Source organism: Lysinibacillus sp. HST-98 (assembly GCF_016757845.1).
Taxonomy (GTDB): Bacteria; Bacillota; Bacilli; order Bacillales_A; family Planococcaceae; genus Lysinibacillus; species Lysinibacillus capsici.
In genome coordinates this window covers 759,968-783,794 of the sequence record NZ_JAENHX010000001.1, presented here as the reverse complement: position 1 = coordinate 783,794, position 23,827 = coordinate 759,968, and the positions used below count along the sequence as shown (strand labels likewise).

The window sequence follows — 23,827 nt, the reverse complement described above, 5'->3', positions numbered from 1 at the left end:
GATATTGCAGTAAGAAGGAGTGTTTCTTTTGTTTAACACAATGAACGAATGTACAAAATTTATTTTTACATTAAAAGCAGTTGATTATAAACGTGCGCCACTTGTCCTTATGCGAGAAGTACTAGGGCATTTAGATGAACCTCACAACAAGCTAAGAGTAATCCATGTAGCAGGTTCAAATGGTAAAGGTTCTACGGTGAACGCATTAAGAGAAATGCTTCAACATGCAGGCTACACTGTAGGGGCATTTACGTCTCCACATTTAGAGCGAGTTAATGAACGTATGACCATTAACAGCCACCAAATTTCGGATGAGCAATTTCTCTACTATTTCAATAAACTCGCGAACATTATAGAAGAACACTACAATGGCGAATTTCCTAGCTTTTTTGAAGTAGTTACACTCATTATGTTTCAGTATTTTGCACATGAAGGTGTAGATATAGCGCTTATTGAGACAGGGCTTGGAGGACGTTTGGATGCGACAAATGTCGTAACGCCGCTTTTAGCTATTATTACAACGATTTCGTTAGAGCATACAGCCTTTTTAGGCGACACCTTCGCAAAGGTTGCCGCTGAAAAAGCTGGTATCATCAAAGAAGGCATACCAGTTGTTGTAGGTGTTCAAAATGAGGAGGCATTGGCTGTCATTAAAGCCACGGCAGAGGAACGACATGCGACATGCTATGTTTTAGGGCAAGACTTCACGGTGAAAAATAGTTGGCAAAGTGCTGACTATCAGCACTTTACATATGAAAAGGACCCTGTCTTGATGAAGGATATACCATTAAAAATGGCTGGTCAACATCAAATAAATAATGCAAGTTTGGCAATCACAGCCATGCTAACATTACGTGAGCAGGGGGCAATTGGCATTGCTGATGATTCTATTTGTCAAGGTCTACAATGGGCGCAATGGGCAGGCCGCTTTGAGCAATGGCCAAATCAAATTGTGCTAGATGGTGCTCATAATTCAGAGGGGACAATTGCTCTGATCCAAACACTAAAAAATGTCTATCCAAGAAACCATTATCACTTTATTTATGCGGCTTTAGCAGATAAAGATCATGCAAACAGTATAGAACTAATGGATGCTGTTGCTACCTCCATCACTTTTACACAAATAGACCTACCGAATGCAATGCCTGCTGAAAGCTTAGCGATGTTGTCGACTCATACAAATAAAACGTTTCATACAGAATGGCTAAAAAGCATTCAAACAGTAGTGCAAAAACGCCATAAAGAGGATATTGTTGTCATTACAGGCTCATTATACTTTATAGCACAAGTTCGACAGTGGCTACAGGAGGAAGGACAATGATCCCAAGCTTTGATCATTATAAAGAGAAATGGCAGGTTAAAAGTGATGATATCATTAAACCAGGTCTTACAGCGATTGAAGAGGCTTTATCATATTTAGGGAATCCTGAGCAAACTTTGCGTGTTGTCCATTTAGCAGGCACAAATGGCAAAGGCTCTACGTTAACATTTCTAGAGGCAATTGCACAAGAACATGGCTTACGCGTGGGCAAATTTATGTCACCGTGTATCGTTGATGTTCATGACCAAATTCAAATAGCTGGTCAACCTATAACAGAGGCTGAAATGGATCAAGTTTTCCAACAGATGCATGAGGCTGGGCTGAGTGGCAAACTAACCGATTTTGAATTGCTGACGGTGGCGGCATTTTTACATTTTGTCAATGGGCAGGTGGATATTGCGCTGATTGAAGCAGGAATGGGTGGTTTATTGGATAGCACAAATGTGGTAATACCCATTGTCTCTATTATCCCAAGTATTGCTTTAGAACACACAAAGTTTTTAGGGGATACGCTTGAAAGCATTGCACACCATAAATCAGGTATTATTAAACAACAACGTCCAGTTATTATTGGTGATTTGCCGGGTGAGGCGAAGCGAGTTGTGGATGCAGTAGCCAATCAAAAAAAAGCCACTCTATTTTCATTAGGTAAGCATTTTTCCATTAAGCCGACAACTGATGGAGAAAGCTATATAAATGACGTACAGCAGATCCAAATAGCGAACCTGAAACGTACTATGAAGGGGGCACATCAGGGAAAGAATATGGCTCTCGCCATTACAGCATTTTTTGAAGTGGCGTCAGTATTAGGCGTGTCTATTGATCAAACAGCTATTCGTCAGGCTGTGCAAAAGGCCTCTATTTTGGGACGCTTTGAAGAAATAATGCCTTTCGTTATATTGGATGGTGCACATAATCCTGCAAGTGCTGAAAAATTAGTAGAAACGATTCAGTGTGAATATCCAAATGAGCACATAACCTTTGTCGTTGGCATACTAGCAGATAAAGATGTTCAGCAGATTCTCGGACTTCTAGAGCAGGTGAGTGATGACTTTTATTTCGTTGATTTTGCTAATTCACGAGCAATGCCAGCCCATCAAATGGTCAAACTTTCTCATGCAACATCGAAAACAACCTTGGTTGACTATGCATCCTTTATACAGGCACAATCACATAGACAGCAGAGAACCATTGTATCAGGTTCGTTATATTTATTAACAGAGGTTCGTCATAGATTAAAACAATGAAATAACTAGGGCTCTTGATAGTGAGTCCTAGTTTTTTTATGGCTGCAAATTTAGGATTGCAATGAGTTCCGTATCAAAAAATAATAAATTCGCATTTACCCTTTGGAATGTACATATAATATCATATGATGTTGGCATAGACAGGTGGAAGGATGAGGTGATAGTTAAATGAAAATTGTAAGTCATGTGATGAAAAAACAAATATTTCGAGCAATGATTATTGGTGGATTTGTTGGTCTATTAGGTGTAGCAATTTTTCTGGGCGTTTTACAAGCCAGCACACAATTACCTTTAAAGAAAAATGGTAGTGAAGTGGCAAATAATCAATCACAAACAGAAACGATTCCAACTGCCGGGGAGACAACCAATACATCTAACGCATCGATGTTTTATGCAAGCCAAGCTGGCGTGTATTCAAACTATGAGAGCGCAAGTTCATTTGTTGCTGAGTATCCTGCCTTAAAAGAGAGCGCGATTGTTCAAGTTGATGACAAGTTTTATGTGTGGACAAGCATGGTGACGGAGGAAAGTCAGCTAAAATTTTTACAGGACCCCGCTACCTTTAAAAAGGCATTTAGCGTCAGTGGTGAAAGCTGTAAAGAACCGACCTTGGCAGAACTACCAACTGCTTTAGCAGATAAAAATGCCGCAAAATTAAATTTTAAGGAAAATGGCAAGGACTCAACGCTACCTGAGGATTGGCAGTCCATTGGTGCAGCGGCCTCTACTATTTCCAACGATATCAACATCATTCGTCTGCATGTTTTTGCACATTACCAATCTAAAAATACGTGTCTTCAAGTGAAGTTTTAACAATAAATAATAATGAAATCTTCATTATCTTGTTTTTTTGAAAATTTTCAAATTGTGCATTCTTCTGTATCATAAGGATAAGGAGGAATGATCAGATAATGTTAAAAACAAATCATAAGCTTGTCCTTGCTTCTGCTTCCCCTAGGCGCAAGGAATTGCTTAACATGCTAGCACTCCCGTTTGAAGTCTTGACAAGTGAAGTGGAAGAAACAAGTGTACAAGCTCATACAATGCAGGATTATGTAAAAGGAGTAGCTTTATTGAAGACGCGTGATGTAGCCAAAAAAGCAGCTAATGCCACGATTATTGGTGCAGATACAATCGTTGTTTACAATCAAGAGCTACTACATAAACCTAAAACGCGTGAGGAAGCTATTTCTCACTTATTACGTTTGTCAAATAACAAGCATAGTGTGATGACTGCGGTCGCTATAATCGAACCGAATGGAAAGGAAACGACCTTTGTGGAAGAGACAACAGTTGTTTTCCACCGTCTATCGCAGGAATTAATCGAAGCTTATGTAGATTCAGGAGATCCTTTTGATAAAGCAGGTGGTTATGGCATTCAAACGATTGGTACATTATTAGTTAAACGTATTGAAGGAGATTATAACAATGTTGTAGGTCTACCACTTGCAGCTTTGTTTTCGCAATTGGTGGATCTACAGATAGTCCAGTTTGCGAAGGAGTGAATATTTTTGCTAGAAGACGCTTTACCAACTTTGATGATACGTGATGTTAATATAGAGGATCGCCCTCGTGAACGGCTATTACGACAAGGGGCTGAAAGTTTATCGAATCAAGAGCTACTCGCTATTTTATTGAGGACAGGCACAAAGGAAGAATCTGTGCTTGTTCTTGCAAATAGGGTATTAAATGTTTTTGAACGACTCCATCATTTGAAGCACGCAACCATCGAAGAAATGATGGCTATTAAAGGAATAGGTGAGGTGAAAGCCATTCAATTAATGGCTGCCATTGAACTGGGTAGAAGACTGGCTCAAAAACATAATGATGAGAAATTCACGATACGTTCTCCGCAAGATGCAGCAACTTACTTAATGCCTGATATGACGTCGCTTAATCAGGAGCATTTTGTAGTGCTTTTTTTAAATATAAAAAATCAAATTATTCATAAGCAGACGATTTTCATTGGCAGTTTAAATGCCTCCATCGTTCATCCTAGAGAAATATTTCGAGAAGCTGTCAAAAGGTCTGCCGCCTCTATTATATGTGCCCACAACCATCCAAGTGGGGTGCCAACACCGAGCTCGGAGGACATTGAAGTAACAAAGCGAATTGTTGAAGCAGGCTATATTATAGGGATAGAGTTGATAGATCACGTCATCATCGGCGACCATCAATATATTAGTTTAAAGGAAAAAGGATATTTTTAACTCTGCATACAATATGCAGAGTTTTTTATGATGAAACCATTTCGTTGTATAGAAAATTCTTTTACAAATGGCCTTAATTATAACCAAGCCTAAAAATTTTTTGTATTTTTTTGTGGTATATTGGCGAACCTTTTTTCTTACATAACGTTAATGTATTCATAGAAAAGCAATTATCTTCACAAAAATTGGTAGCCTGATACACATTGTCTTATGGGAATAAAAATTATATGCTAATCTATACGTACTATTTTTAGTTTAAGAGGGAATTAAAATAGTATCTTTTCTGTGAGATGAAGTATGTGATACTACAAATTCTTGCGTTTTTCCGTTATAATGAACGGTATGAATTTTATCTTTATTCAGGGAGGACTCCCATCAAAATTGGTGGTGAGATGAATGAGTGTGTAGTTTTTTCATAGGTGTAAACTACCAGCTGATGGAGATAAAAAACTTTGACAGGTGTTATGGACTTTGACAGGAGTCAATTGTGTATTTACACAATTCAATTTCCTATACATTGTCGTCAAATATATTGGATGTCAACGAAAGTATGGCTTATATAGAAAGGGAGTACACAATTTGTTTGGACTAGGAAGCAAAGATGTCGGGATTGACCTCGGCACAGCGAATACATTAGTGTTTATTAAAGGAAAGGGGATCGTATTACGTGAACCTTCAGTTGTAGCAAAAAATACAAAAACAGGGGATATTGTTGCCGTTGGTAATGATGCGAAAAATATGATTGGTCGAACACCTGGCTCAATCGTAGCGATTCGTCCAATGAAAGATGGCGTTATTGCTGACTTCGATATTACAACAGCAATGATCGAGTATTATTTAAAAGAAGCATGTAAAAACTCTGGAGGCAACTGGAAAAAACCAAATGTTATGATTTGTGTACCTTATGGTATTACTTCAGTGGAGCAGCGTGCTGTTATTGATGCTGCACGACAAGCAGGTGCAAAAGAGGCGTTCACAATCGAAGAGCCATTTGCAGCAGCAATCGGTTCAAATCTTCCTGTATGGGATCCTACAGGGTCAATGGTTGTTGATATCGGTGGAGGTACAACAGAAGTTGCCGTTATTTCTTTAGGTGGTATTGTGACGAGTGAATCTGTACGTGTTGGTGGTGATGCGATGGATCAATCCATCATTTCGTATATCCGTAAAACGTATAATTTAACAATTGGTGAACGTACAGCGGAAGCCGTAAAAATGGAAATTGGTACTGCATTGGCAGAAGGACCAGAAGCGCGAATGGATATTAGAGGACGTGACCTGTTAACAGGATTACCGAAAACAATCGAAATTTCTTCACAGGAAATTTCTGAATCATTACGTGAAGCGGTTGCCTCTATTATTGACGGTGTTCGTAAAACATTAGAACAAACACCTCCAGAATTATCTGCTGATGTAATGGAGCGCGGTATTGTATTAACTGGTGGTGGGGCACTGCTAACAAACTTAGATAAAGTAATCAGCCAAGAGACAAATATGCCAGTATTCATTGCAGAAGATCCTTTAGACTGTGTAGCGATTGGTACAGGTAAGGCATTAGATCATATCGACTTAATTCGTCAACAACAAGTTAAAGGGTAAGGAGGTTTAGGCAATGCCACACTTTTTTTTCAATAAGAAAGTAATTTTGCTGCTCATAGGCATGGTTTTTCTTGTGGCATTGATTAGCTTCTCATTACGTGATCGGACGAATGCAACTTTACCAGAGCAAATTATTAAAGATACTGTCGGTTTCGCACAATCGCTTGTTGCGAAGCCGGCGAATTATATTAATGGTGTTTTTAATAGTATTGACTCCCTCTTAAACACGTACGAAGAAAATAAACGTTTAAAAGCACGCTTAGAAGATTTTGCTGTTGTACAAGCTGAGGCTACGGATTTAAAATCAGAGAATAACAAGCTTCGAGAGCTTTTGGATAAAACTGAGAGCTTAAAGGCATTTAATCCAATTCAAGCAACAGTGATTGCTAGAAATCCTGACCAGTGGGAAGAGAAAATTATTTTAGATAAAGGGTCTTCTCATGGAGTCAAAAAAAATATGGCAGTTATGACGGCGAAAGGGTTAGTGGGGAAAATTACCCTAGTTACACCTTTCACATCTGAAGTAGAGCTTTTAAATACAAATAATCCAAACTATCGTGTTTCCGCGATGGTGCTAGGAGAAAAAGAAGCATACGGTTTAATCGAGGGCTTTGATGAAGAACGTAATGAACTCATTATGAAGCGAATCGATTCTAGCATGAAGGTGAAAGAAGGCGAGCAAGTAGTTTCTTCAGGTCTTGGTGGTATTTTCCCTAAGGGAGTGCCGATAGGAGAAATTATGGAAGTTAGTACAGATGATCATGGTTTAACAAAAATGGCGTATGTCAAACCATCTGCTGATTTTTCAATTTTAGAGCATGTTGTGATTGCCAAGCGAACATCCACAAGTATTGATGGTTCAGATGGCAATGCAACGAATGAGGATTTATCGAATCCGCAAGAGGCGAGTGAAGAGGAGGCGGAGTGATGGTTCGATTTCTCATTCCCTCTGTAGCGGTTTTACTATTCCTGTTAGAACCAGAATTTGCTATGCTTTCCCCGATTGAAATTAAAGGGGAAGTCTATTTTCTGGTACCGCGTTTTTTAATCTTATACCTTATTTTTATATCCATCTATTACAGCCGTCAACGAGCGGTAATGTATGGACTTTTTTTTGGTGTCTTGTATGATGTGTTTTACATTGATATTATTGGATTATATTCAGTACTTTATCCACTTATATGTTTTTTGGCAGGGTCTATCGTGAAAGTTATACACCAGCACTTAGTTGTAACAACTACAATTTCAGTTGTACTAGTAGCGATTTTAGAATTTATTCTCTATCAATTCTTTTTCCTAATCGATTTTACAGCAATTCCTTTAGCGGATTTCTTACGTTCACGACTACTACCAACAATCATTGCGAATGCTTTATTTTTAATGATTCTTGGGTGGGCCTTCAAGTATCTAATTAATGCGCGTGTCTTACAGAGAGCACGTGAGGTTTCTTAACAAAGAACAACGTGAGGTGAGGCATTCATGAAAAAACAGTTAGTTAATATGAAGGGAACGAAGGACGGTTTTGTACTACGCCTAGACGACCAATGTGCGTATGGTGAACTAGTGGAAGAATTAAAGAATAAAGTTTTAGAGGGCGGTATCGATGGTAAAGTTGATGTACAATTATACTTAGGCTATCGATACTGTACTGAAGAACAATTAAATGAACTTATAAAAATTATAGAAGAAACAGAGCAGCTTATTGTATCGAAGGTGCAAAGTGAAGTACTGACTGTCCACGAAAGCAACCAGAAGATGTTTGAAAGCCAACAAGATACATATATAGGAGTGGTCAGATCTGGACAAATTCTGCGTTCATCCGGGGATATTACCATCATAGGAAATGTCAATCCAAACGGTCGTGTTGAGGCTGGAGGTAATGTATATGTCCTAGGTAGACTTAAAGGGATTGCACATGCTGGTATGCAAGGTAATAAAGAAGCAATCATTGCAGCATCTCGATTTGAAGCCACGCATATCATGATTGCCGATCAAGTTCAGGTAATGTCAGATGAACATGTAAAAGCGATAAATCAAGTAGAAATGACTTGTGCATTTATTGGCTACGATGGACGCATTACGTACGATCAAATTCATGCCTTAAAAAATATTCGACCATTGTTAAATGTGTCTAAGGGAGGAAGCTAGTGTGGGAGAAGCGATCGTCATAACTTCAGGTAAAGGCGGTGTCGGTAAAACAACGACAACGGCTAACCTTGGGACTGCATTGGCTCTACAAGGTAAAAAAGTATGTTTAGTGGATACAGATATTGGCCTACGTAATTTAGATGTGATTTTAGGCCTTGAAAATCGTATTATTTATGACCTAGTTGATGTGGTGGAAGGACGCTGTAAAATTCATCAAGCATTGATTAAGGATAAACGCGTAGATGAGAAACTATTTTTATTACCTGCTGCTCAAACAACAGATAAAAATGCTGTTACCCCTGAGCAAATGAAGAGCTTAGTAGAGGAATTGAAAAGAGACTATGATTATGTATTAATCGATTGCCCAGCGGGAATTGAGCAAGGCTACCGTAACGCTGTTGCTGGTGCAGATCATGCGATTGTTGTCACAACACCTGAAATTTCTGCTGTTCGTGATGCAGATCGTATTATTGGTTTACTGGAGCAGGAAGAGATCACAGCACCTAAACTCATCATTAATCGTATTCGACAACATATGATGAAGAGCGGTGATACACTGGATGTCAATGAAATTACAACTCATTTATCTATTGATTTATTAGGCATTATTATAGACAGTGAAGGCGTCATCTCATCTTCTAATAAAGGCGAACCAATTGTAATGGACCCCTCAAATAAAGCGTCATTAGGCTATCGAAATATTGCCCGTCGTATTCTTGGTGAATCAGTGCCATTAATGGCTATACAAGATGAGCAAAGAGGGATGTTTTCAAAACTTAAAGCCCTTTTCTCAAAATAAATTAAAACCTTTTCGTGCAATAGTACGGGAAGGTTTTTTCTTGTGCATGTTTGGACATGCAATCACATATAGTGAGGAAAAAAGGATGAGGGCTTGTTTAAAAAATGGAAATGGTTTGTCACAATACTTCTTGTGGCGACGATCATGCTTGTAATTCGATTAGAGGATCAGGGTGTAGTGGATACACCTGTTCGGAAGCTTGTTACAACCTCTGCTGATTTAACGTATTTAAGTGAGCTCGGACAAAGCTGGTTCGAAAAAGAAAAAGAGACCATCATGGTTTCTAGTGATGTAGGGCAAGCAGATCTTTTAACATTTGCGAATGCCCAAGTATTTAAAGAAGGCTATCTATTGCAGTATGATGTTGGCTTACCTATCTATGCTGGTCAGAATGGATTAGTCGTTTTTACTGGCCATACAAAATACACAGGTAAGACCATGACCATCAGCTATGAGGATGGTACAACCGTTTCCTATGGTATGTTAGATAGTTTAGCTCAACTACCATACACATCTATTCAAGCAAATGATTTAATTGGCATGAAAGAAGCGGGTCAACTTTATGTGTCCATCGAAAAGGGAGATGCCCATTATGATTTAGAGCAAATAGTACAATGGCTTGAAACGACAGAGACAAATGAGGATTAAATTACATCTTCTGTGTATCCCTCTCGTATTTGTCATGATTTTTAGTGGCCAGTTAGCCTATTACGCGATCATTCTGTTTTCATTACTGTGGCATGAGGCTGGTCACTTAGTTGCGGCAGTAATGTGTGGAGTGAAGGTGAAATCCTGCGTAATCACACCATACGGGGGAGAGATTCAATTTGAAAATCCAGCGGTTGTGCAAGCTTCGTCACTCCTATGGATTGCATTAGGAGGGCCAATCGCTACGATTATTGGGATTGGCCTCGCTTTTTTTATGCCTGATTTACTCGCTACTAAGCTTATAAATGTACATCTCGTGTTATTGGCTGTAAATATTGTACCCATCATACCGTTAGATGGTGGAAGGATATTGTTAGCCTGGCTATTTTTAAAATATCCAAGAGCTCACGTGATAGAGCTATATTATTGGTTATCATTCATCGTAGCTACTATACTATTACTTGTCACTTTCAAGTTCTTGCCACAATCTATTTTTTTAGCCATCATAAATTTATTCATTTGGTTGCAAGTGTTGAAAGAATGGCGTTATCGAAAATATCGAGTTGCTTTTGAAAAATATGTTATGAATAGATTGACTTGAAAAAAATCGTGTGGTAATATTTTAATGTTATTGTTTGTAGCACCCGTGCTACTACAACCGCTCTGTAAAGGTTTAAGTATCTAGTAAGATCACCTTATGAAACAGGCGAGTCTGAGTCTAAGAGGAGGTGCAGTAAAATGTACGCAATTATTGAAACTGGTGGTAAACAAGTCAAAGTAGAAGCTGGTCAAGAAATCTATGTTGAAAAATTAGGCGTAGAAGCTGATGAGGTTGTAACTTTTGATAAAGTTTTATTCGTAGGTGGCGAAAACGTAAAAGTTGGCGCTCCATTCGTAGAAGGCGCTACTGTAACAGCTAAAGTTGTTAAAGAAGGCCGTGCGAAAAAAATCGTTGTTTTCAAATTGAAAGCTAAAAAGAACTACCGTCGTAAACAAGGTCACCGTCAACCTTACACAAAATTAGTTGTTGAAGCAATCAACGCTTAATTGTGAGGTATAGAGAATGATACAAGTTACGATTCATCACGATGAAAATAGACATGTGTCAGCATTCGAATTTTCAGGACATGCTGGTTATGATGAATCTGGTAAGGATTTAGTATGTGCAGGAGCATCAACTATAGCGATTGGTACAGTTAATGCTATTTATGCATTATTACAAATTCAGCCAGAAATCGAACAAGCTGCTGAAGGTGGAGGCTATCTCAAGGTAGATTTACCATCAGACTTAGAGCCTGAAGTAGATGCAAAACTACAGTTAATTGTTCAAGTAATGACTGCCCAAGTATATTCTATGGTGCAAAATTACGGACAATACATCCAAATCAACTACAACCAAGTAGGAGGTGGAACTCGATGAAATTATTATTAGCTTTAGACCTTCAACTTTTCGCATCGAAAAAAGGGGTAGGTTCTACTAAAAACGGACGTGACTCTGAGTCTAAACGACTTGGTGCTAAACGTGCTGATGGCCAATTCGTAACTGGTGGTTCAATTCTTTACCGTCAACGCGGTACAAAAATTTACCCAGGTACAAACGTAGGTCGTGGTGGTGACGATACACTATTTGCTAAAGTTGACGGCGTTGTTAAATTCGAACGTTTAGGTCGCGATCGCAAACAAGTATCTGTATACCCAGCACCACAAGAAGCTTAATCTTTTATAAGATATCATAAAGCGGAGGACTGCATTTATTGCAGTCCTTTTTTTGGCTAAATTTCAAAAAAGCCGATTTTGGACGCAATGACACCAGGGTATAATTGATTAAAGAATTAAGGGAAAAATACAGCAAAACTTGTTATACTAGTAAGGATAACTTTATTGGAGTGAATGGGATGAACAATCAATCACTAACCATTAGTGAAGTATTACGTTTTGCAAATCATGATTATGTGAATCAACTGCAACTGATTCGCATGAATTTAGATTTAGGTAGAATCGAGGAATCGAAAAAACTTATTCAACATTATTCAGAACAATTACGAGTGTTTTCTATCCTCAATCGACTACAATTACCACAAACAATTGAATGGCTTCAAACAGCAGGATGGCGATACCCATCATTAGCATGGAAGCTAAGCGGTGAGATAAAAAAGCCTGTGACCAATGATATTGATCAGGAAGTTGTAGATTATTTAAACAAAACAGTTATGCATGTTTATGATACATTAGATCCATTTACAGAGCAGATCCTAACGCTTGATGTACGTGTTGACGATCATACATTTGCCGTGACATTCACGCTAAATGGGTTATGGAGTGCTGATGCATTCACCGAAAAAGGTTTGAAACAATTCGACATTCAAACAATTGAGCAGACAAATACGCGCTGGCAATATGTCTTGAGTGCAAATAGGGAGTGAACTAAATGTTTGTCGATCACGTAAAGATTTATGTTAAAGGTGGCGATGGCGGAGACGGTATGGTAGCCTTTCGCCGTGAAAAATATGTACCAAATGGTGGTCCAGCAGGTGGAGATGGTGGACATGGCGGTAATGTCGTATTTGAAGTAGAGGAAGGCTTACGTACATTAATGGATTTCCGCTATAAACGTCATTTTAAAGCACCGCGTGGCGAGCATGGTATGAGTAAAGGCATGCACGGTAAAAATGCGGAAGATTTAATTGTTAAAGTTCCACCAGGTACAGTGGTTATGAATGAAGAAACAAATGCCGTTATTGCTGACTTAGTTGAGCATGGGCAAAGAGCTGTTATTGCGAAAGCAGGCCGAGGTGGACGTGGTAATTCTCGATTTGCTACTCCTGCCAACCCAGCGCCAGAACTTTCTGAAAAAGGTGAGCCAGGACAAGAATTAAATGTTATATTAGAGTTAAAAGTTTTAGCAGATGTAGGGTTAGTTGGTTTCCCAAGTGTTGGTAAATCAACACTTTTATCTGTTGTTTCCGCTGCTAAGCCAAAAATTGGTGCTTATCATTTCACAACAATTGTACCGAACTTAGGCATGATTGAAACGGATGACCATCGAAGCTTTGCGATGGCTGATTTACCAGGGCTGATTGAAGGAGCCCATCAAGGAGTTGGATTAGGTCACCAATTTTTACGACATATCGAACGTACACGCGTTATCGTTCATGTCATTGATATGTCAGGGATGGAAGGTCGCGATCCATATGAAGATTATTTAACAATTAATGAAGAGCTAAAACAATATAATCTTCGTTTAACAGAGCGTCCGCAAATTATTGTAGCCAATAAAATGGATATGCCAGATGCAGAAGAAAATTTAACAGCATTCCGTCAGAAGGTTGGAGAAGACGTTCAAATTTTCCCAATTTCTGCTGTCTCACGTCAAGGGTTAAAAGAACTGTTGTTTGCTATAGCGGATCTCTTAGAAGTTACGCCTGAATTCCCACTGTATGAAGAAGTAGAAGAACAATCAGACGCAACTGTCATGTACAAGCATGAGGCGAAAGGTGAAGATTTCGAAATCACACGTGATGATGATGGTACATTTATTATTAGTGGCTATGCAATTGAGCGTTTATTTAAAATGACAGACTTTAGCCGTGAGGATGGGATACGTCGTTTCGCTCGTCAATTGCGTGCTATGGGTGTGGACGAGGCTCTGCGTGAGCGTGGAGCACAGGATGGCGATACAGTACGCCTACAAGAGTTTGAATTTGAATTTGTCGATTAAGACATGAGTTTTAGGGGGAAGCGTATGAAGAATGTTGCGAATCAGCGATATTATTTAGTTCGTGAGGATGTTTTAACGGATGCAATGCAAAAAACTTTGGAGGCGAAACACTTACTGTCAAGTGGTTCAGTATCTTCCATTTGGGATGCGGTAAAGCAGGTGGATTTATCGCGAAGTGCGTTTTACAAATATCGTGATGCGGTTTTTCCTTTTCATTCAATTGTGCAGGAACGCATTTTAACAGTCTTTTTACAGCTTCAAGATAGAAAAGGAACACTTGCCAAGCTTTTAGAAACGGTGACAATTACACATTGTAATGTCTTAACGATTCATCAAACAATCCCTATTCAGGGACGTGCTAATGTTACATTGTCATTAGATGTAACAAGCATGACCTGTGATCTTGATGATCTTATCCAGCAATTAAAACGCTTAGATTTTGTGGAATCAGCGGAAGTGATTAGCTCTGGAGCATTATAATCACAGAGAGTGTTCAATCCTTTAATTTTTGACAAAATGACAAACATCGTGTTGAATAACCCCAATGGGTAAAGATACGATAACAAAGCTCAAATAAGGAGCTGTCCCTAGCGTTATTCATCACGAGGGACTGCTCCTTATTGTGCCATAAAGGAGGTAATTGCAATGACAAAGCAACAATGGGAAAATCGAATCGCCTATCTAGGACCAGAAGCATCATTTACATACTTAGCAACAAAGGCTACTTTTCCAAATGAGTGGCTTGTACCGTGTGCCACGATTCCAGAATGTATAGAGGCTGTTGCAGAGGGAAAGGTAGATTTAGCTGTCGTGCCGCTAGAAAATGCGCTAGAGGGCTCTGTATCATTAACATTAGATTACTTATTCCATGAGGCAACACTATATGTAACTGGAGAGTTATTGCTGAAAATTCAGCAGCATTTAATGGTCAATAAAGCGCAGAAGGATGATTGGCAGTCAATCGAAGGTGTTTTTTCTCATCCGCATGCACTAGCTCAATGTCATAAATATTTATTTTATCGTTTTAGTCATGTACCATTACATCAAACAACTTCAACTGCAGCAGCAGCGAAATATGTATCAGAGAATCCACAAGAGTGTATAGCGGCAGTCGGTAATGCAGCCGCGGCGGAAAAGTATGGTCTTGAAATAGTGGAGCAGAATATCCATGATTTTCATTTTAATCATACACGATTCTATGTACTGTCTAAGCAAAATAAACGATTGCCACAAGAGCTATCAGATGGGCAAGCAAAAACAACATTTATGATTACTTTACCAACAGATCGTTCAGGTGCATTACATCAGGTGCTTTCTGTTTTTGCATGGCGTCAGCTAAATTTAAGTAAAATTGAATCACGTCCATTAAAAACAGGATTAGGTGATTATTTCTTTATGATTGATGTATTAGCAGATGAAAAGGAACCGATGATGCGTGGGGCAATGGAAGAATTAGCTGCGCTAGGTTGCAAAGTAAAATCTCTGGGTACCTATTTTACTTATGTAACATCAGACGAAGCATAGTAATGTGAAGGAGGAGGAAAGAAGATGGGTGGGATTATTTTATTCGATGGTGTATGTAATTTTTGTGATAGCACTGTTCAATTTATCATCAAACATGATCAAGCTGGCTATTTTCAATTTGCATCGCTGCAAAGCGAGGTTGGTCAATCGCTTCTCACTCAATATCATATACCAAAGAATATTGATAGTGTAATTCTTATTGAGCAAGGGAAAGTGTCTGTTGAATCTACCGCTGCGTTAAACATTTGCCGTAAATTTGATGGATTGTGGCCTTGTTTCTATGCCTTCATCCTTGTCCCACCATTTATTCGCAATGCATTATATCGATTATTTGCAAAGCAACGCTATCGTTTGTTTGGAAAAAAAAGTGAATGCTTATTGCCTACGCCTGCTCAACGACAAAGATTTCTTTCCTGATAGGGCCTAAGGGAACGATAGTTACTGACAGAAGCCCACGCTTGATGAGACAATACTTGCATTAAAAAACAGAAAGCACCGTTTGAAATCAATTTTTCAGACGGTGCTTTTGCTATTCATTGATCTGACACTAAGTAGCCCTTTTTCTGTAAAGCTTGCTCAATTAATGTTAAAACTTCTACAGAGGGTGCTGTGATGACATGTAGATGGATGCCACCAGTGAGAGCAGATAAATAGTTGGCCTGTGTTGCATTCACACGTTCGATAAATTGTTTCACCTCATGGCGGTTGGATACCATGATAGAGGCTGTCAGTTCACCATATATTGGATGTTCGACAATGACATTTTTGACGGTTCCGCCACAGTCAACAATCGTCATTAATTCATCTTCCGTTTGCTCTGATGTATGCAAGCAAGGGAATGTTCGTTCAACGGTTTGCTGTATTTGTTCCTGATGCATATAAAGATAACCTTGGCTTGTGGCAATAATAGGCTCATTTCTTGCCTTTAATAAAGTCATATCATTGACGATTACTTGTCTAGAAACATTGGCGAACTTTGCTAAGTCTGTCCCAGTTATAGGTGCTTTATTTTTTTTTAATTGCGCTAATAGTTGCAGTCGGCGTTCTTCGCCTAACATTTTTTTCATAAGAGATCACCCCTGCTCGTAATAAAGGAATCCGCGTTCCTTATGAATTAGTGTACCATGAAGCTTTTCTAACTTGCTGAAATTTTTGTATCCAAATGAAACATTGAACATATGATACGTAGAGAGGAAGGGAGGAAAAAATTGCGTATTCATATTGTTCAAAAGGGAGATACATTGTGGAAGATTGCAAAAGAGTACGGCATTTCGTTTGAAGATTTGAAGCGGCTCAATGTCCATCTTGCCAACCCAGATTATATTGTTCCAGGCATGGAAATTATATTGCCTGAAAAAATAAACAAAGAGCCGCATAGAGATTCACATAAAGAAATGCCGAAAAAGGAAACACAAGTGCATAAGGAGACACCAAAGGAAAGTCCTAAAAAAGAGGTACAGCGACCAATGCCACCACCACCGCCAATTGTACCGCCACCACCAGCACCTATGCCAATGCCAGAACCACAAATGATACCGATACCAATACCGATGCCAATGCCAATGCAGATGCCACAACAGCCGATGTGGGTACCGCAGCCTGTGGAAATGAATTGGCACCAGCAATTGGTGATGCCACAAATGGAGCAAAATGTTACAATACCACCTGTACAAATACAGCCACCACCGCCGCCAGCACCTACACCGCCACCACCACCTGTAGCTAAACCGAAGCCAATGCCACAACCAGCACCACATCCACCAATGCATATCATGCCACAAATGCCTGCCGTACCACATTGTTCAAGTTGCCATCAGCCGATCTATCATCAGATGTGGTGGCCGATGCCAATGCAGCCGCAGGTCGAGCATTATACGATGCCACAGCAGCAAATGTCCTATGACATGCCAGATCATAAAGTTGGTGGAATGGAAGACTTTTTAGAGTCCACATCACCATTCTTCCATACGCAAGATCACCAAATGAAGCCGCAAATGGATATGATGCCTGATATGAATATGGGGCAATCCTGTGGTTGTGGCACACAACCAATGATGATGCCTGATATGAATATGGGTCAATCTTGTGGCTGTGGCACACAACCAATGATGATGCCAAATTGGCAAATGGACCCTTGTCATTGCCCGCCACCACCATGTCCGACACATTGTCCACCACCGTGCCCATCAGCAACAGGTCCTTGGATGTCACCACATTATTTCCCAGGCGGGATGACGCCTTATCGATGGTGAAAAAGCATATATTGTAGAAGAAGTAAAGCCAAATATTTGGAAATATAAGTATCGATCGAAAAATTATTTTGTCAAACGTGCAAAGCAAGTGGAAATTGCAGAGAAGGTAAGAACCATTCATCGCCAATTAGGACGTATGGAACCTTCTTTGATCCTACCATTAGTTCAGAGCGATGATGAGCAGTTAATTGTGCAAATGTGGCAAGAAGGAAGCCACGGTGCTAACTTTGCGCATAAAAAAGATCGTAAGGAATCTCTTAGACTATTAATCGCTTTACATGATACACATAAAAAGATTGCGTGGCAGCGCATGCCAGGCTTGCATACCTACTCACAGCTTTTAAAATGGCAAATGCGTTATATGCGTTTTAAAAGTAGAAGAAATGAGTTTCGAACATTTTTAACGAAAGAAGAAATTGATCAAATACTGCATTATAGTGATAAGTCATTACAATTGATTGCATTGGAAGATGCACCTGAAAAAGAGATTACGCTATTGCATGGGGATGTAGTTCATCATAATTTTTTATGGTGCTCCGATGGACAATTACGTTTAATTGATTTTGATTTAGCACACCTTGGTGAAGCGGATGACGAGTATATTTTATGGTTACATCGTGTGTTACCTGCTGTAGATTATGATCTTGGAAAGATTTTTGCAGAGTTACCTGAGCTAAAACGACTGGATAAAAGAAAGCTTCATCGTTTGAAATACCCGAATGAGTTATTACGAGAATGGCTGTTTGCTATAGATTTACCACTAGAGCAACAGCTAGTATTTTTAGATTATTTAGTACCGTTTACAAAACGAGCCCTCACCTATTGGCCAAAACTGTGGTACGATATTGATAGATTTGTCAAGAAATGACCGTCAATTGGCGGTCATTTTTGTCTGCGAACGGCGTTTCGACGCTACTTTTTGTCGAGCATTCGTTCGCTATATGCTATAATCGAAGACGACGATTGTGAGGGATTATAGATGTATGATTATTTAAAAGGACAAATTACTCGTATTACACCTGAATTTATTGTGCTGGAACAACAGGGGATTGGGTGGCAACTTAATACGCCCAATCCATTTGCTTTTCGAACATCTGCCCTTGAACAACAGATATATGTTCATTTGCATGTACGAGAGGATGCACAAGTTTTATATGGCTTCCCTAATCTAGATCAGCGTGAGTTATTCCGTAAGCTTATTTTAGTGTCAGGAATAGGACCAAAGGGCGCTTTAGCGATTTTAGCTACAGGTAATCCACAACAGGTTATTAGCGCAATTGAACGAGAGGATGAAGCGTTTTTAGTGAAATTCCCTGGAGTTGGTAAAAAAACAGCACGTCAAATGATCCTCGACTTGAAGGGCAAACTTGGTTCATTATTAGATACACTGGAGTTACCTAGTGCAGAAGATGAGTTACCTTTGTTTGGTGTGAATGCGTATAAACACGAATTAGAAGAGGCCTTACTTGCCTTAATGGCACTTGGCTATTCTGAAAAAGAGCTAGAAAAAATTAAACCACAGCTAGAGGATAACGATAAACTTGAAACGACAGATGCCTTTATGAAACAAGCATTGCAACTACTGCTAAAATTAAAATAAGGAAAGGAGGAAAGGTGCATGTCTGAACGTATGATGGCAAGTGAAGCAGGGAGCTATGATGAGCAGTTTGAGTTATCTTTACGCCCTCAAAAATTAGCCCAGTACATTGGGCAACATAAAGTAAAGGAAAACTTACAAATATTCATTGAAGCGGCAAAGCTTCGCCAAGAAAGTTTAGATCATGTGTTGCTATATGGACCTCCAGGACTTGGTAAAACGACCTTAGCGGCTGTTATCGCAAATGAGATGAATGTTAACGTACGCATGACAAGTGGCCCTGCGATTGAGCGTCCAGGAGATTTGGCAGCTATTTTAAGTTCACTAGAGCCTGGGGACGTTTTATTTATTGATGAAATTCATCGCCTGCCTCGTGCTATTGAAGAAGTATTATATCCAGCAATGGAAGACTTCTGCTTAGATATTGTGGTAGGAAAAGGTCCTGAAGCACGTTCTGTACGACTTGATTTACCTCCCTTTACCCTTGTAGGTGCAACAACAAGAGCGGGTGCCCTATCAGCACCTCTAAGAGATCGCTTTGGTGTGTTGCTGCGCCTAGAATATTATGATGACCGATCGCTTGCAGAAATTGTTGTGAGAAGTGCACATTTATTTGAGGTAGAAATAGAGCAAGTAGCAGCAATGGAAATGGCGAGACGCTCACGTGGAACACCTCGAATTGCCAATCGTTTATTGAAACGAGTGCGAGATTATGCACAAGTGCTTGGAGATGGTATGATTACGGAGGGTCTTGCACAGCAAGCACTAGAGCTGTTACAAGTAGATCCTAGAGGGCTTGATCATATTGACCATAAACTTGTAACTAATATGATTGAGCGATTCCGAGGAGGACCAGTAGGCTTAGATACTCTTGCTGCATCAATTGGTGAGGAACGGGTTACGATAGAAGATGTATACGAGCCTTATTTGATGCAAATTGGCCTTATTCAACGTACCCCGAGAGGAAGAGTAGCCACACATTTAGCCTACGAACATTTTGGATATGAGTATCCCCAACAAACATAAAGAAGGAAGTTATTTTCATGCGTGTAGAAGATTTTGATTTTGAATTACCAGAGGAGCTTATTGCCCAAACACCATTAGTCGATCGTACAGCGAGTCGATTAATGGTCGTGACACCGGGCTCAAATAATGTGGAGCACCACCATTTTGCCCATGTATTAGACGAGCTACATGCTGGAGACTGTCTTGTACTAAATGATACAAGAGTTTTACCTGCTCGTTTAATGGGTGTAAAAGAAGAAACAGGTGCCCATATAGAAGTATTGCTACTGAAGCAAATGGCTGGTACAGATGAGTGGGAAACACTTGTAAAACCAGCAAAGCGTGTAAAGGTAGGAACAGTCATCACATTTGGAGACGGTTTATTAACAGCTACATGTACAGGTGAGCTTGAACATGGCGGACGTACATTTGAATTTCAGTATGATGGTATTTTTTATGAAATATTAGAGCAACTTGGTGAAATGCCGTTACCTCCCTATATTCGTGAAAAACTAGAGGATAAAGATCGTTATCAAACCGTTTATGCCAAAGAGCGTGGTTCTGCTGCAGCGCCTACAGCTGGGTTGCATTTTACAGAGGAGCTATTAGCTCAAGTGAAGGCTAAAGGCGTAGAGGTTGTCTTTATTACGCTACATGTCGGTCTTGGCACTTTCCGTCCCGTTAGTGTAGACTCGATTGAGAACCATGAAATGCATGCGGAATTCTATAGTGTTTCAGAACAAGCAGCACATACAATTAATCGCGTAAAGCGTAACGGTGGCAAGGTAATAGCTGTTGGGACAACCTCTACTCGTACATTAGAGACAATTGGTTCTAAATATGAGGGAGAAGTGCGAGCAGAACAAGGTTGGACGTCTATTTTCATCTATCCAGGCTACAATTTTACGGTGGTGGATGGGTTAATCACAAACTTCCATTTACCAAAATCAACACTAGTCATGCTTGTTAGTACGCTAGCCACTCGTGAGACCATTTTAAGTGCTTATCAGCAAGCTGTAGAAGAAAGATATCGCTTCTTTAGTTTTGGTGATGCAATGTTTATACGTCCCAAAAAATAATAGTGGATAAAATCGGAGTACTGTTTTTACTTCAGATAAGAAAGGATTATTTATTTTATGACACAACCAGCAATTCGATATGAACTACTTCATACATGTAAACAAACAGGAGCACGTCTTGGCATCGTTCATACACCACACGGCTCCTTTGAAACACCAGCATTTATGCCGGTGGGCACACAAGCAACGGTGAAGACCATGTCACCAGAAGAATTAAAAGAGATGAATGCCGGTATTATTCTGTCCAATACGTACCATTTATGGCTTCGTCCAGGTAATGATATTGTCAAAGAAGCAGGCGGACTCCATAAATTTATGAACTGGGATCGTCCAATTTTAACGGATTCAGGTGGTTTCCAAGTATTTTCACTTAGTCAATTCCGAAAAATTGAGGAGGAAGGCGTTCATTTCCGTAATCACCTCAATGGAGATAAATTATTTTTGAGCCCAGAAAAGGCAATGGAAATTCAAAATGATCTAGGTTCTGATATTATGATGGCCTTTGATGAATGTCCACCATATCCTGCGACACATGACTATATGCTGAAATCAGTTGATCGTACAACGCGTTGGGCAAAACGCTGTAAGGAAGCACATCAGCGTCCAGAGGAGCAAGGTTTATTTGGCATTATTCAAGGTGGAGAGTACGAAGATTTACGTCGCCGCTCAGCAGAAGCGTTAGTAGAACTAGATTTCCCAGGCTATGCAATTGGTGGATTATCCGTTGGAGAACCGAAAGATGTGATGAACCGCGTTTTAGAATTTACTACGCCAATGATGCCTGAAAATAAACCTCGTTATTTAATGGGTGTTGGCTCACCAGATTCTTTAATTGATGGGGCAATTCGCGGTATTGATATGTTTGACTGTGTACTGCCAACACGTATTGCACGTAATGGAACACTGATGACATCAGAAGGACGTCTGGTAGTGAAAAATGCAAAATATGCACGTGACTTTGGGCCGATTGATCCGAACTGTGACTGCTATACATGTAAAAATTATTCTCGTGCCTATGTTCGTCACCTTATTCGCACGGAAGAAACGTTCGGTATTCGTTTAACATCCTATCATAATCTACACTTCCTATTAAAATTGATGGAGCAAGTGCGTGAGGCAATTCGTCAAGATCGTCTTGGTGATTTCCGTGAAGAGTTCTTTGAAAAATACGGCTTTAATGGGCCAAATGCAAAAAACTTTTAAACTAGACGAATAGGATCATTACATGCGCTAAATTAAAAAAGGACATTAGGCATCCCCTAATGTCCATCATCCATAGCAATAGTTTTGCAAATCATTCAAAACTTTGTAAAAAGTGAATATTTCTAGCAAAATATTGTCAATCATAGAAAAAATATTAGTAATTGAGAAAATTTTTGGGCTTGTCCATCGCTTTTTAATGGTGGAATAGTCTATACTAAAAAAGTGAGATTTGGAAAGGGGGCAAGATGCTATTATGGATCAATTATTAGGATTAGCACCAATATTATTAATGTTCGTTGCAATGTGGTTTATCTTAATCCGTCCAGCTAAAAAAAGACAGCAGGAAACACAAAATATGCAAAGTAGTTTGCAACGTGGAGATAAAGTCATTACAATTGGTGGTTTACACGGTGTTATTGATGCAATTGAAGACACAGCAGTGACATTAAAAATTGCTGACAATGTACGAGTGAAATTTGACCGTCAAGCAATTGGACGAATTGTCAATGACAATCAGTAACAAAGAAGAAAAGGCTTACAATAGGCGATAGCTATATTGTAAGTCTTTTTTATACAATATTGGATGGCTGTGTTTAAGTGTTTTTTGCAGTTGCAGTTTTTAATTTATGAATGAATGCCTCACCAGTATCATTGCCATTTATCGTTATTCTGCTTAATGTAAATAGGGAATCGCCTTTTTTTACACGTTTATTTTGTATGACAAAGGCCATCTTAAAGCCAGCTTCCTTGGCTAATTTGATGGTGGAGGGTGAATAAATCCCATAAGGATAGCTTATTGCAATTGGTTCATATCCTAGCTTTTCTTTGATTATTTTTCTTGAATGAATAAAATCATTTCTTACCCTTTCTTCATATTCAGCCTGACTCTCTAGTTGCCCATTCACAATACTAGGACCATATACTGCGCCATTAGGCTTACCATTTTTTGAAGGTAATTTATAATGTAAGTCCCAAGTATGACTCTGAATTGTAATATAATCCTTCATTTCCATTAATTGATCCCAATTCATCTTTGCAGTTTCATTTGGATAGTGATTGTTTCCATTCATCTCTAGGATTCTGCTTGCAATCACAAAAATTTCTGCATGCATACCATATTTTTTCAATATCGGGTAAGCTTTTTCATAATTACTAAAATACCCATCGTCAAAAGTAATTAACACAGGCTTTTGAGGTAACGGCGCTTGGTCGTTTAAGTAATCATATAATTGCTGAGCAGAAATGGCCTGATAGCCTTCCATTTTAAGCAATTTCATTTGATTTTCAAAGTTCTTGGGTGAAATAACTGTAGTATTGTTTATATTGTCCTCTAAATGATGGTACATAAGAATAGGTATTTCCTGTTCTTGATACCCGTAAATAAGATGAGGTCTAATAAGAAAAAGGATATAAACAAAAACGAAAACAATTATTTTTTTTGTCATGTCCTCACCTTGTTTGCATGTTTATTGTGATA

The 23,827-nt window shown here is 39.2% G+C and carries 29 protein-coding genes and 1 other annotated feature; of the genes, 27 read left to right on the top strand and 2 right to left on the bottom strand.

Annotated features, from left to right (window positions below; translation table 11 throughout):
• Positions 1-40 precede the first annotated feature (40 nt).
• The 20 genes from JIN86_RS03955 (at position 41) to JIN86_RS03860 (ending at position 15,631) form a co-directional block, all read left to right on the top strand.
• Positions 41-1,321 (top strand): bifunctional folylpolyglutamate synthase/dihydrofolate synthase, encoded by a 1,281-nt coding sequence (locus tag JIN86_RS03955; RefSeq protein ID WP_202341411.1) that lies wholly within the window; start codon positions 41-43, stop codon positions 1,319-1,321.
• Positions 1,318-2,568: a bifunctional folylpolyglutamate synthase/dihydrofolate synthase gene (locus JIN86_RS03950; protein ID WP_202341297.1), complete on the top strand. Its 1,251-nt coding sequence runs from the start codon at positions 1,318-1,320 to the stop codon at positions 2,566-2,568. Before JIN86_RS03955 ends, JIN86_RS03950 begins: the two co-directional genes overlap by 4 nt.
• 168 nt (positions 2,569-2,736) lie before the next feature.
• Positions 2,737-3,381 carry a hypothetical protein gene (locus JIN86_RS03945; protein WP_004226648.1) on the top strand — a complete coding sequence of 215 codons (645 nt, stop codon included), beginning with the start codon at positions 2,737-2,739 and terminating at the stop codon, positions 3,379-3,381.
• Positions 3,382-3,479: 98 nt separating this feature from the next.
• The gene (locus JIN86_RS03940; protein ID WP_004226650.1) at positions 3,480-4,073 is read left to right on the top strand and encodes a Maf family protein; all 594 of its coding nucleotides are present in this window, start codon (positions 3,480-3,482) and stop codon (positions 4,071-4,073) included.
• Between the two features lie 33 nt (positions 4,074-4,106).
• A complete protein-coding gene (radC, locus tag JIN86_RS03935; RefSeq protein WP_192807141.1) occupies positions 4,107-4,778 on the top strand; it encodes a RadC family protein in 672 nt (223 codons plus the stop codon).
• Positions 4,779-5,357: 579 nt separating this feature from the next.
• Positions 5,358-6,377: a rod shape-determining protein gene (locus JIN86_RS03930; protein ID WP_004226654.1), complete on the top strand. Its 1,020-nt coding sequence runs from the start codon at positions 5,358-5,360 to the stop codon at positions 6,375-6,377.
• A 13-nt stretch (positions 6,378-6,390) separates the two neighbouring features.
• Entirely contained in the window at positions 6,391-7,305 is a 915-nt protein-coding gene (gene mreC / locus JIN86_RS03925; protein WP_004226655.1) for a rod shape-determining protein MreC, read from the top strand.
• Positions 7,305-7,829, top strand: a complete 525-nt coding sequence (gene mreD / locus JIN86_RS03920) for a rod shape-determining protein MreD (RefSeq protein ID WP_004226656.1) — start codon at positions 7,305-7,307, stop codon at positions 7,827-7,829. Before mreC ends, mreD begins: the two co-directional genes overlap by 1 nt.
• Before the next feature lie 27 nt (positions 7,830-7,856).
• On the top strand, positions 7,857-8,525 hold the full coding sequence (minC, locus tag JIN86_RS03915) for a septum site-determining protein MinC (protein ID WP_004226657.1): 669 nt from the start codon (positions 7,857-7,859) through the stop codon (positions 8,523-8,525).
• A 1-nt stretch (position 8,526) separates the two neighbouring features.
• The gene (minD, locus tag JIN86_RS03910; RefSeq protein ID WP_004226660.1) at positions 8,527-9,324 is read left to right on the top strand and encodes a septum site-determining protein MinD; all 798 of its coding nucleotides are present in this window, start codon (positions 8,527-8,529) and stop codon (positions 9,322-9,324) included.
• Positions 9,325-9,417: 93 nt separating this feature from the next.
• Complete coding sequence (locus JIN86_RS03905; protein ID WP_004226663.1) at positions 9,418-9,972, top strand: peptidoglycan DD-metalloendopeptidase family protein; 555 nt, start codon at positions 9,418-9,420, stop codon at positions 9,970-9,972.
• Entirely contained in the window at positions 9,962-10,573 is a 612-nt protein-coding gene (locus tag JIN86_RS03900) for a zinc metalloprotease (RefSeq protein ID WP_004226666.1), read from the top strand. The genes JIN86_RS03905 and JIN86_RS03900 overlap by 11 nt, the downstream gene beginning before the upstream one ends.
• Before the next feature lie 45 nt (positions 10,574-10,618).
• Positions 10,619-10,696 (top strand) — a sequence feature (ribosomal protein L21 leader region).
• A 14-nt stretch (positions 10,697-10,710) separates the two neighbouring features.
• A complete protein-coding gene (gene rplU, locus JIN86_RS03895; RefSeq protein WP_004226667.1) occupies positions 10,711-11,019 on the top strand; it encodes a 50S ribosomal protein L21 in 309 nt (102 codons plus the stop codon).
• Positions 11,020-11,035: 16 nt separating this feature from the next.
• Positions 11,036-11,392 (top strand): ribosomal-processing cysteine protease Prp, encoded by a 357-nt coding sequence (locus JIN86_RS03890; RefSeq protein ID WP_004226670.1) that lies wholly within the window; start codon positions 11,036-11,038, stop codon positions 11,390-11,392.
• Positions 11,389-11,688 carry a 50S ribosomal protein L27 gene (rpmA, locus tag JIN86_RS03885; protein ID WP_004226673.1) on the top strand — a complete coding sequence of 100 codons (300 nt, stop codon included), beginning with the start codon at positions 11,389-11,391 and terminating at the stop codon, positions 11,686-11,688. Before JIN86_RS03890 ends, rpmA begins: the two co-directional genes overlap by 4 nt.
• A 179-nt stretch (positions 11,689-11,867) precedes the next feature.
• Entirely contained in the window at positions 11,868-12,395 is a 528-nt protein-coding gene (locus JIN86_RS03880; protein ID WP_004226675.1) for a Spo0B domain-containing protein, read from the top strand.
• Positions 12,396-12,400: 5 nt separating this feature from the next.
• Positions 12,401-13,690, top strand: coding sequence for a GTPase ObgE (gene obgE / locus JIN86_RS03875; protein ID WP_004226677.1), 1,290 nt, complete (start codon positions 12,401-12,403; stop codon positions 13,688-13,690).
• Positions 13,691-13,714: 24 nt separating this feature from the next.
• The gene (locus tag JIN86_RS03870; RefSeq protein WP_004226679.1) at positions 13,715-14,170 is read left to right on the top strand and encodes an ACT domain-containing protein; all 456 of its coding nucleotides are present in this window, start codon (positions 13,715-13,717) and stop codon (positions 14,168-14,170) included.
• A 165-nt stretch (positions 14,171-14,335) separates the two neighbouring features.
• Entirely contained in the window at positions 14,336-15,214 is an 879-nt protein-coding gene (pheA, locus tag JIN86_RS03865) for a prephenate dehydratase (protein WP_004226680.1), read from the top strand.
• Positions 15,215-15,238: 24 nt separating this feature from the next.
• The gene (locus tag JIN86_RS03860; RefSeq protein WP_004226682.1) at positions 15,239-15,631 is read left to right on the top strand and encodes a thiol-disulfide oxidoreductase DCC family protein; all 393 of its coding nucleotides are present in this window, start codon (positions 15,239-15,241) and stop codon (positions 15,629-15,631) included.
• Positions 15,632-15,747: 116 nt separating this feature from the next.
• Here JIN86_RS03860 and JIN86_RS03855 read toward each other — a convergent pair whose 3' ends face one another.
• Complete coding sequence (locus JIN86_RS03855; protein ID WP_009373670.1) at positions 15,748-16,281, bottom strand: transcription repressor NadR; 534 nt, start codon at positions 16,279-16,281, stop codon at positions 15,748-15,750.
• Positions 16,282-16,422: 141 nt separating this feature from the next.
• Between JIN86_RS03855 and JIN86_RS23870 the strand changes: the two genes are divergently transcribed.
• The 7 genes from JIN86_RS23870 (at position 16,423) to yajC (ending at position 22,870) form a co-directional block, all read left to right on the top strand.
• Complete coding sequence (locus tag JIN86_RS23870) at positions 16,423-17,466, top strand: LysM peptidoglycan-binding domain-containing protein (protein WP_009373668.1); 1,044 nt, start codon at positions 16,423-16,425, stop codon at positions 17,464-17,466.
• Complete coding sequence (locus JIN86_RS03845) at positions 17,456-18,334, top strand: phosphotransferase (protein WP_366511095.1); 879 nt, start codon at positions 17,456-17,458, stop codon at positions 18,332-18,334. The genes JIN86_RS23870 and JIN86_RS03845 overlap by 11 nt, the downstream gene beginning before the upstream one ends.
• Before the next feature lie 111 nt (positions 18,335-18,445).
• Positions 18,446-19,066 carry a Holliday junction branch migration protein RuvA gene (gene ruvA / locus JIN86_RS03840; RefSeq protein WP_004226690.1) on the top strand — a complete coding sequence of 207 codons (621 nt, stop codon included), beginning with the start codon at positions 18,446-18,448 and terminating at the stop codon, positions 19,064-19,066.
• Between the two features lie 18 nt (positions 19,067-19,084).
• Complete coding sequence (gene ruvB, locus JIN86_RS03835) at positions 19,085-20,089, top strand: Holliday junction branch migration DNA helicase RuvB (protein WP_004226692.1); 1,005 nt, start codon at positions 19,085-19,087, stop codon at positions 20,087-20,089.
• 17 nt (positions 20,090-20,106) lie between these two features.
• Positions 20,107-21,147: a tRNA preQ1(34) S-adenosylmethionine ribosyltransferase-isomerase QueA gene (gene queA, locus JIN86_RS03830; RefSeq protein WP_202341296.1), complete on the top strand. Its 1,041-nt coding sequence runs from the start codon at positions 20,107-20,109 to the stop codon at positions 21,145-21,147.
• Between the two features lie 57 nt (positions 21,148-21,204).
• Positions 21,205-22,350, top strand: coding sequence for a tRNA guanosine(34) transglycosylase Tgt (gene tgt, locus JIN86_RS03825; protein WP_004226695.1), 1,146 nt, complete (start codon positions 21,205-21,207; stop codon positions 22,348-22,350).
• 253 nt (positions 22,351-22,603) lie between these two features.
• Positions 22,604-22,870, top strand: a complete 267-nt coding sequence (gene yajC / locus JIN86_RS03820; RefSeq protein WP_004226696.1) for a preprotein translocase subunit YajC — start codon at positions 22,604-22,606, stop codon at positions 22,868-22,870.
• Positions 22,871-22,943: 73 nt separating this feature from the next.
• Here the strand turns inward: yajC and JIN86_RS03815 are convergent, their stop codons facing one another.
• Positions 22,944-23,795, bottom strand: coding sequence for a polysaccharide deacetylase family protein (locus JIN86_RS03815; RefSeq protein WP_202341295.1), 852 nt, complete (start codon positions 23,793-23,795; stop codon positions 22,944-22,946).
• Between the last annotated feature and the right edge of the window lie 32 nt (positions 23,796-23,827).

What these genes read in the sequence shown, in the direction of transcription:
- tgt (WP_004226695.1), top strand. Translation starts at nt 21,205, where the DNA reads ATGACACAACCAGCAATTCGATATGAACTACTTCATACATGTAAACAA.
- mreC (WP_004226655.1), top strand. Translation starts at nt 6,391, where the DNA reads ATGCCACACTTTTTTTTCAATAAGAAAGTAATTTTGCTGCTCATAGGC.
- JIN86_RS03860 (WP_004226682.1), top strand. Translation starts at nt 15,239, where the DNA reads ATGGGTGGGATTATTTTATTCGATGGTGTATGTAATTTTTGTGATAGC.
- JIN86_RS03900 (WP_004226666.1), top strand. Translation starts at nt 9,962, where the DNA reads ATGAGGATTAAATTACATCTTCTGTGTATCCCTCTCGTATTTGTCATG.
- ruvA (WP_004226690.1), top strand. Translation starts at nt 18,446, where the DNA reads ATGTATGATTATTTAAAAGGACAAATTACTCGTATTACACCTGAATTT.
- radC (WP_192807141.1), top strand. Translation starts at nt 4,107, where the DNA reads ATGATACGTGATGTTAATATAGAGGATCGCCCTCGTGAACGGCTATTA.
- pheA (WP_004226680.1), top strand. Translation starts at nt 14,336, where the DNA reads ATGACAAAGCAACAATGGGAAAATCGAATCGCCTATCTAGGACCAGAA.
- mreD (WP_004226656.1), top strand. Translation starts at nt 7,305, where the DNA reads ATGGTTCGATTTCTCATTCCCTCTGTAGCGGTTTTACTATTCCTGTTA.
- rpmA (WP_004226673.1), top strand. Translation starts at nt 11,389, where the DNA reads ATGAAATTATTATTAGCTTTAGACCTTCAACTTTTCGCATCGAAAAAA.
- JIN86_RS03955 (WP_202341411.1), top strand. Translation starts at nt 41, where the DNA reads ATGAACGAATGTACAAAATTTATTTTTACATTAAAAGCAGTTGATTAT.
- JIN86_RS03890 (WP_004226670.1), top strand. Translation starts at nt 11,036, where the DNA reads ATGATACAAGTTACGATTCATCACGATGAAAATAGACATGTGTCAGCA.
- JIN86_RS03855 (WP_009373670.1), bottom strand. Translation starts at nt 16,281, where the DNA reads ATGAAAAAAATGTTAGGCGAAGAACGCCGACTGCAACTATTAGCGCAA.
- JIN86_RS03950 (WP_202341297.1), top strand. Translation starts at nt 1,318, where the DNA reads ATGATCCCAAGCTTTGATCATTATAAAGAGAAATGGCAGGTTAAAAGT.
- JIN86_RS03870 (WP_004226679.1), top strand. Translation starts at nt 13,715, where the DNA reads ATGAAGAATGTTGCGAATCAGCGATATTATTTAGTTCGTGAGGATGTT.
- yajC (WP_004226696.1), top strand. Translation starts at nt 22,604, where the DNA reads ATGGATCAATTATTAGGATTAGCACCAATATTATTAATGTTCGTTGCA.
- rplU (WP_004226667.1), top strand. Translation starts at nt 10,711, where the DNA reads ATGTACGCAATTATTGAAACTGGTGGTAAACAAGTCAAAGTAGAAGCT.
- ruvB (WP_004226692.1), top strand. Translation starts at nt 19,085, where the DNA reads ATGTCTGAACGTATGATGGCAAGTGAAGCAGGGAGCTATGATGAGCAG.
- JIN86_RS03945 (WP_004226648.1), top strand. Translation starts at nt 2,737, where the DNA reads ATGAAAATTGTAAGTCATGTGATGAAAAAACAAATATTTCGAGCAATG.
- JIN86_RS03940 (WP_004226650.1), top strand. Translation starts at nt 3,480, where the DNA reads ATGTTAAAAACAAATCATAAGCTTGTCCTTGCTTCTGCTTCCCCTAGG.
- queA (WP_202341296.1), top strand. Translation starts at nt 20,107, where the DNA reads ATGCGTGTAGAAGATTTTGATTTTGAATTACCAGAGGAGCTTATTGCC.
- minC (WP_004226657.1), top strand. Translation starts at nt 7,857, where the DNA reads ATGAAAAAACAGTTAGTTAATATGAAGGGAACGAAGGACGGTTTTGTA.
- obgE (WP_004226677.1), top strand. Translation starts at nt 12,401, where the DNA reads ATGTTTGTCGATCACGTAAAGATTTATGTTAAAGGTGGCGATGGCGGA.
- JIN86_RS03815 (WP_202341295.1), bottom strand. Translation starts at nt 23,795, where the DNA reads ATGACAAAAAAAATAATTGTTTTCGTTTTTGTTTATATCCTTTTTCTT.
- JIN86_RS03880 (WP_004226675.1), top strand. Translation starts at nt 11,868, where the DNA reads ATGAACAATCAATCACTAACCATTAGTGAAGTATTACGTTTTGCAAAT.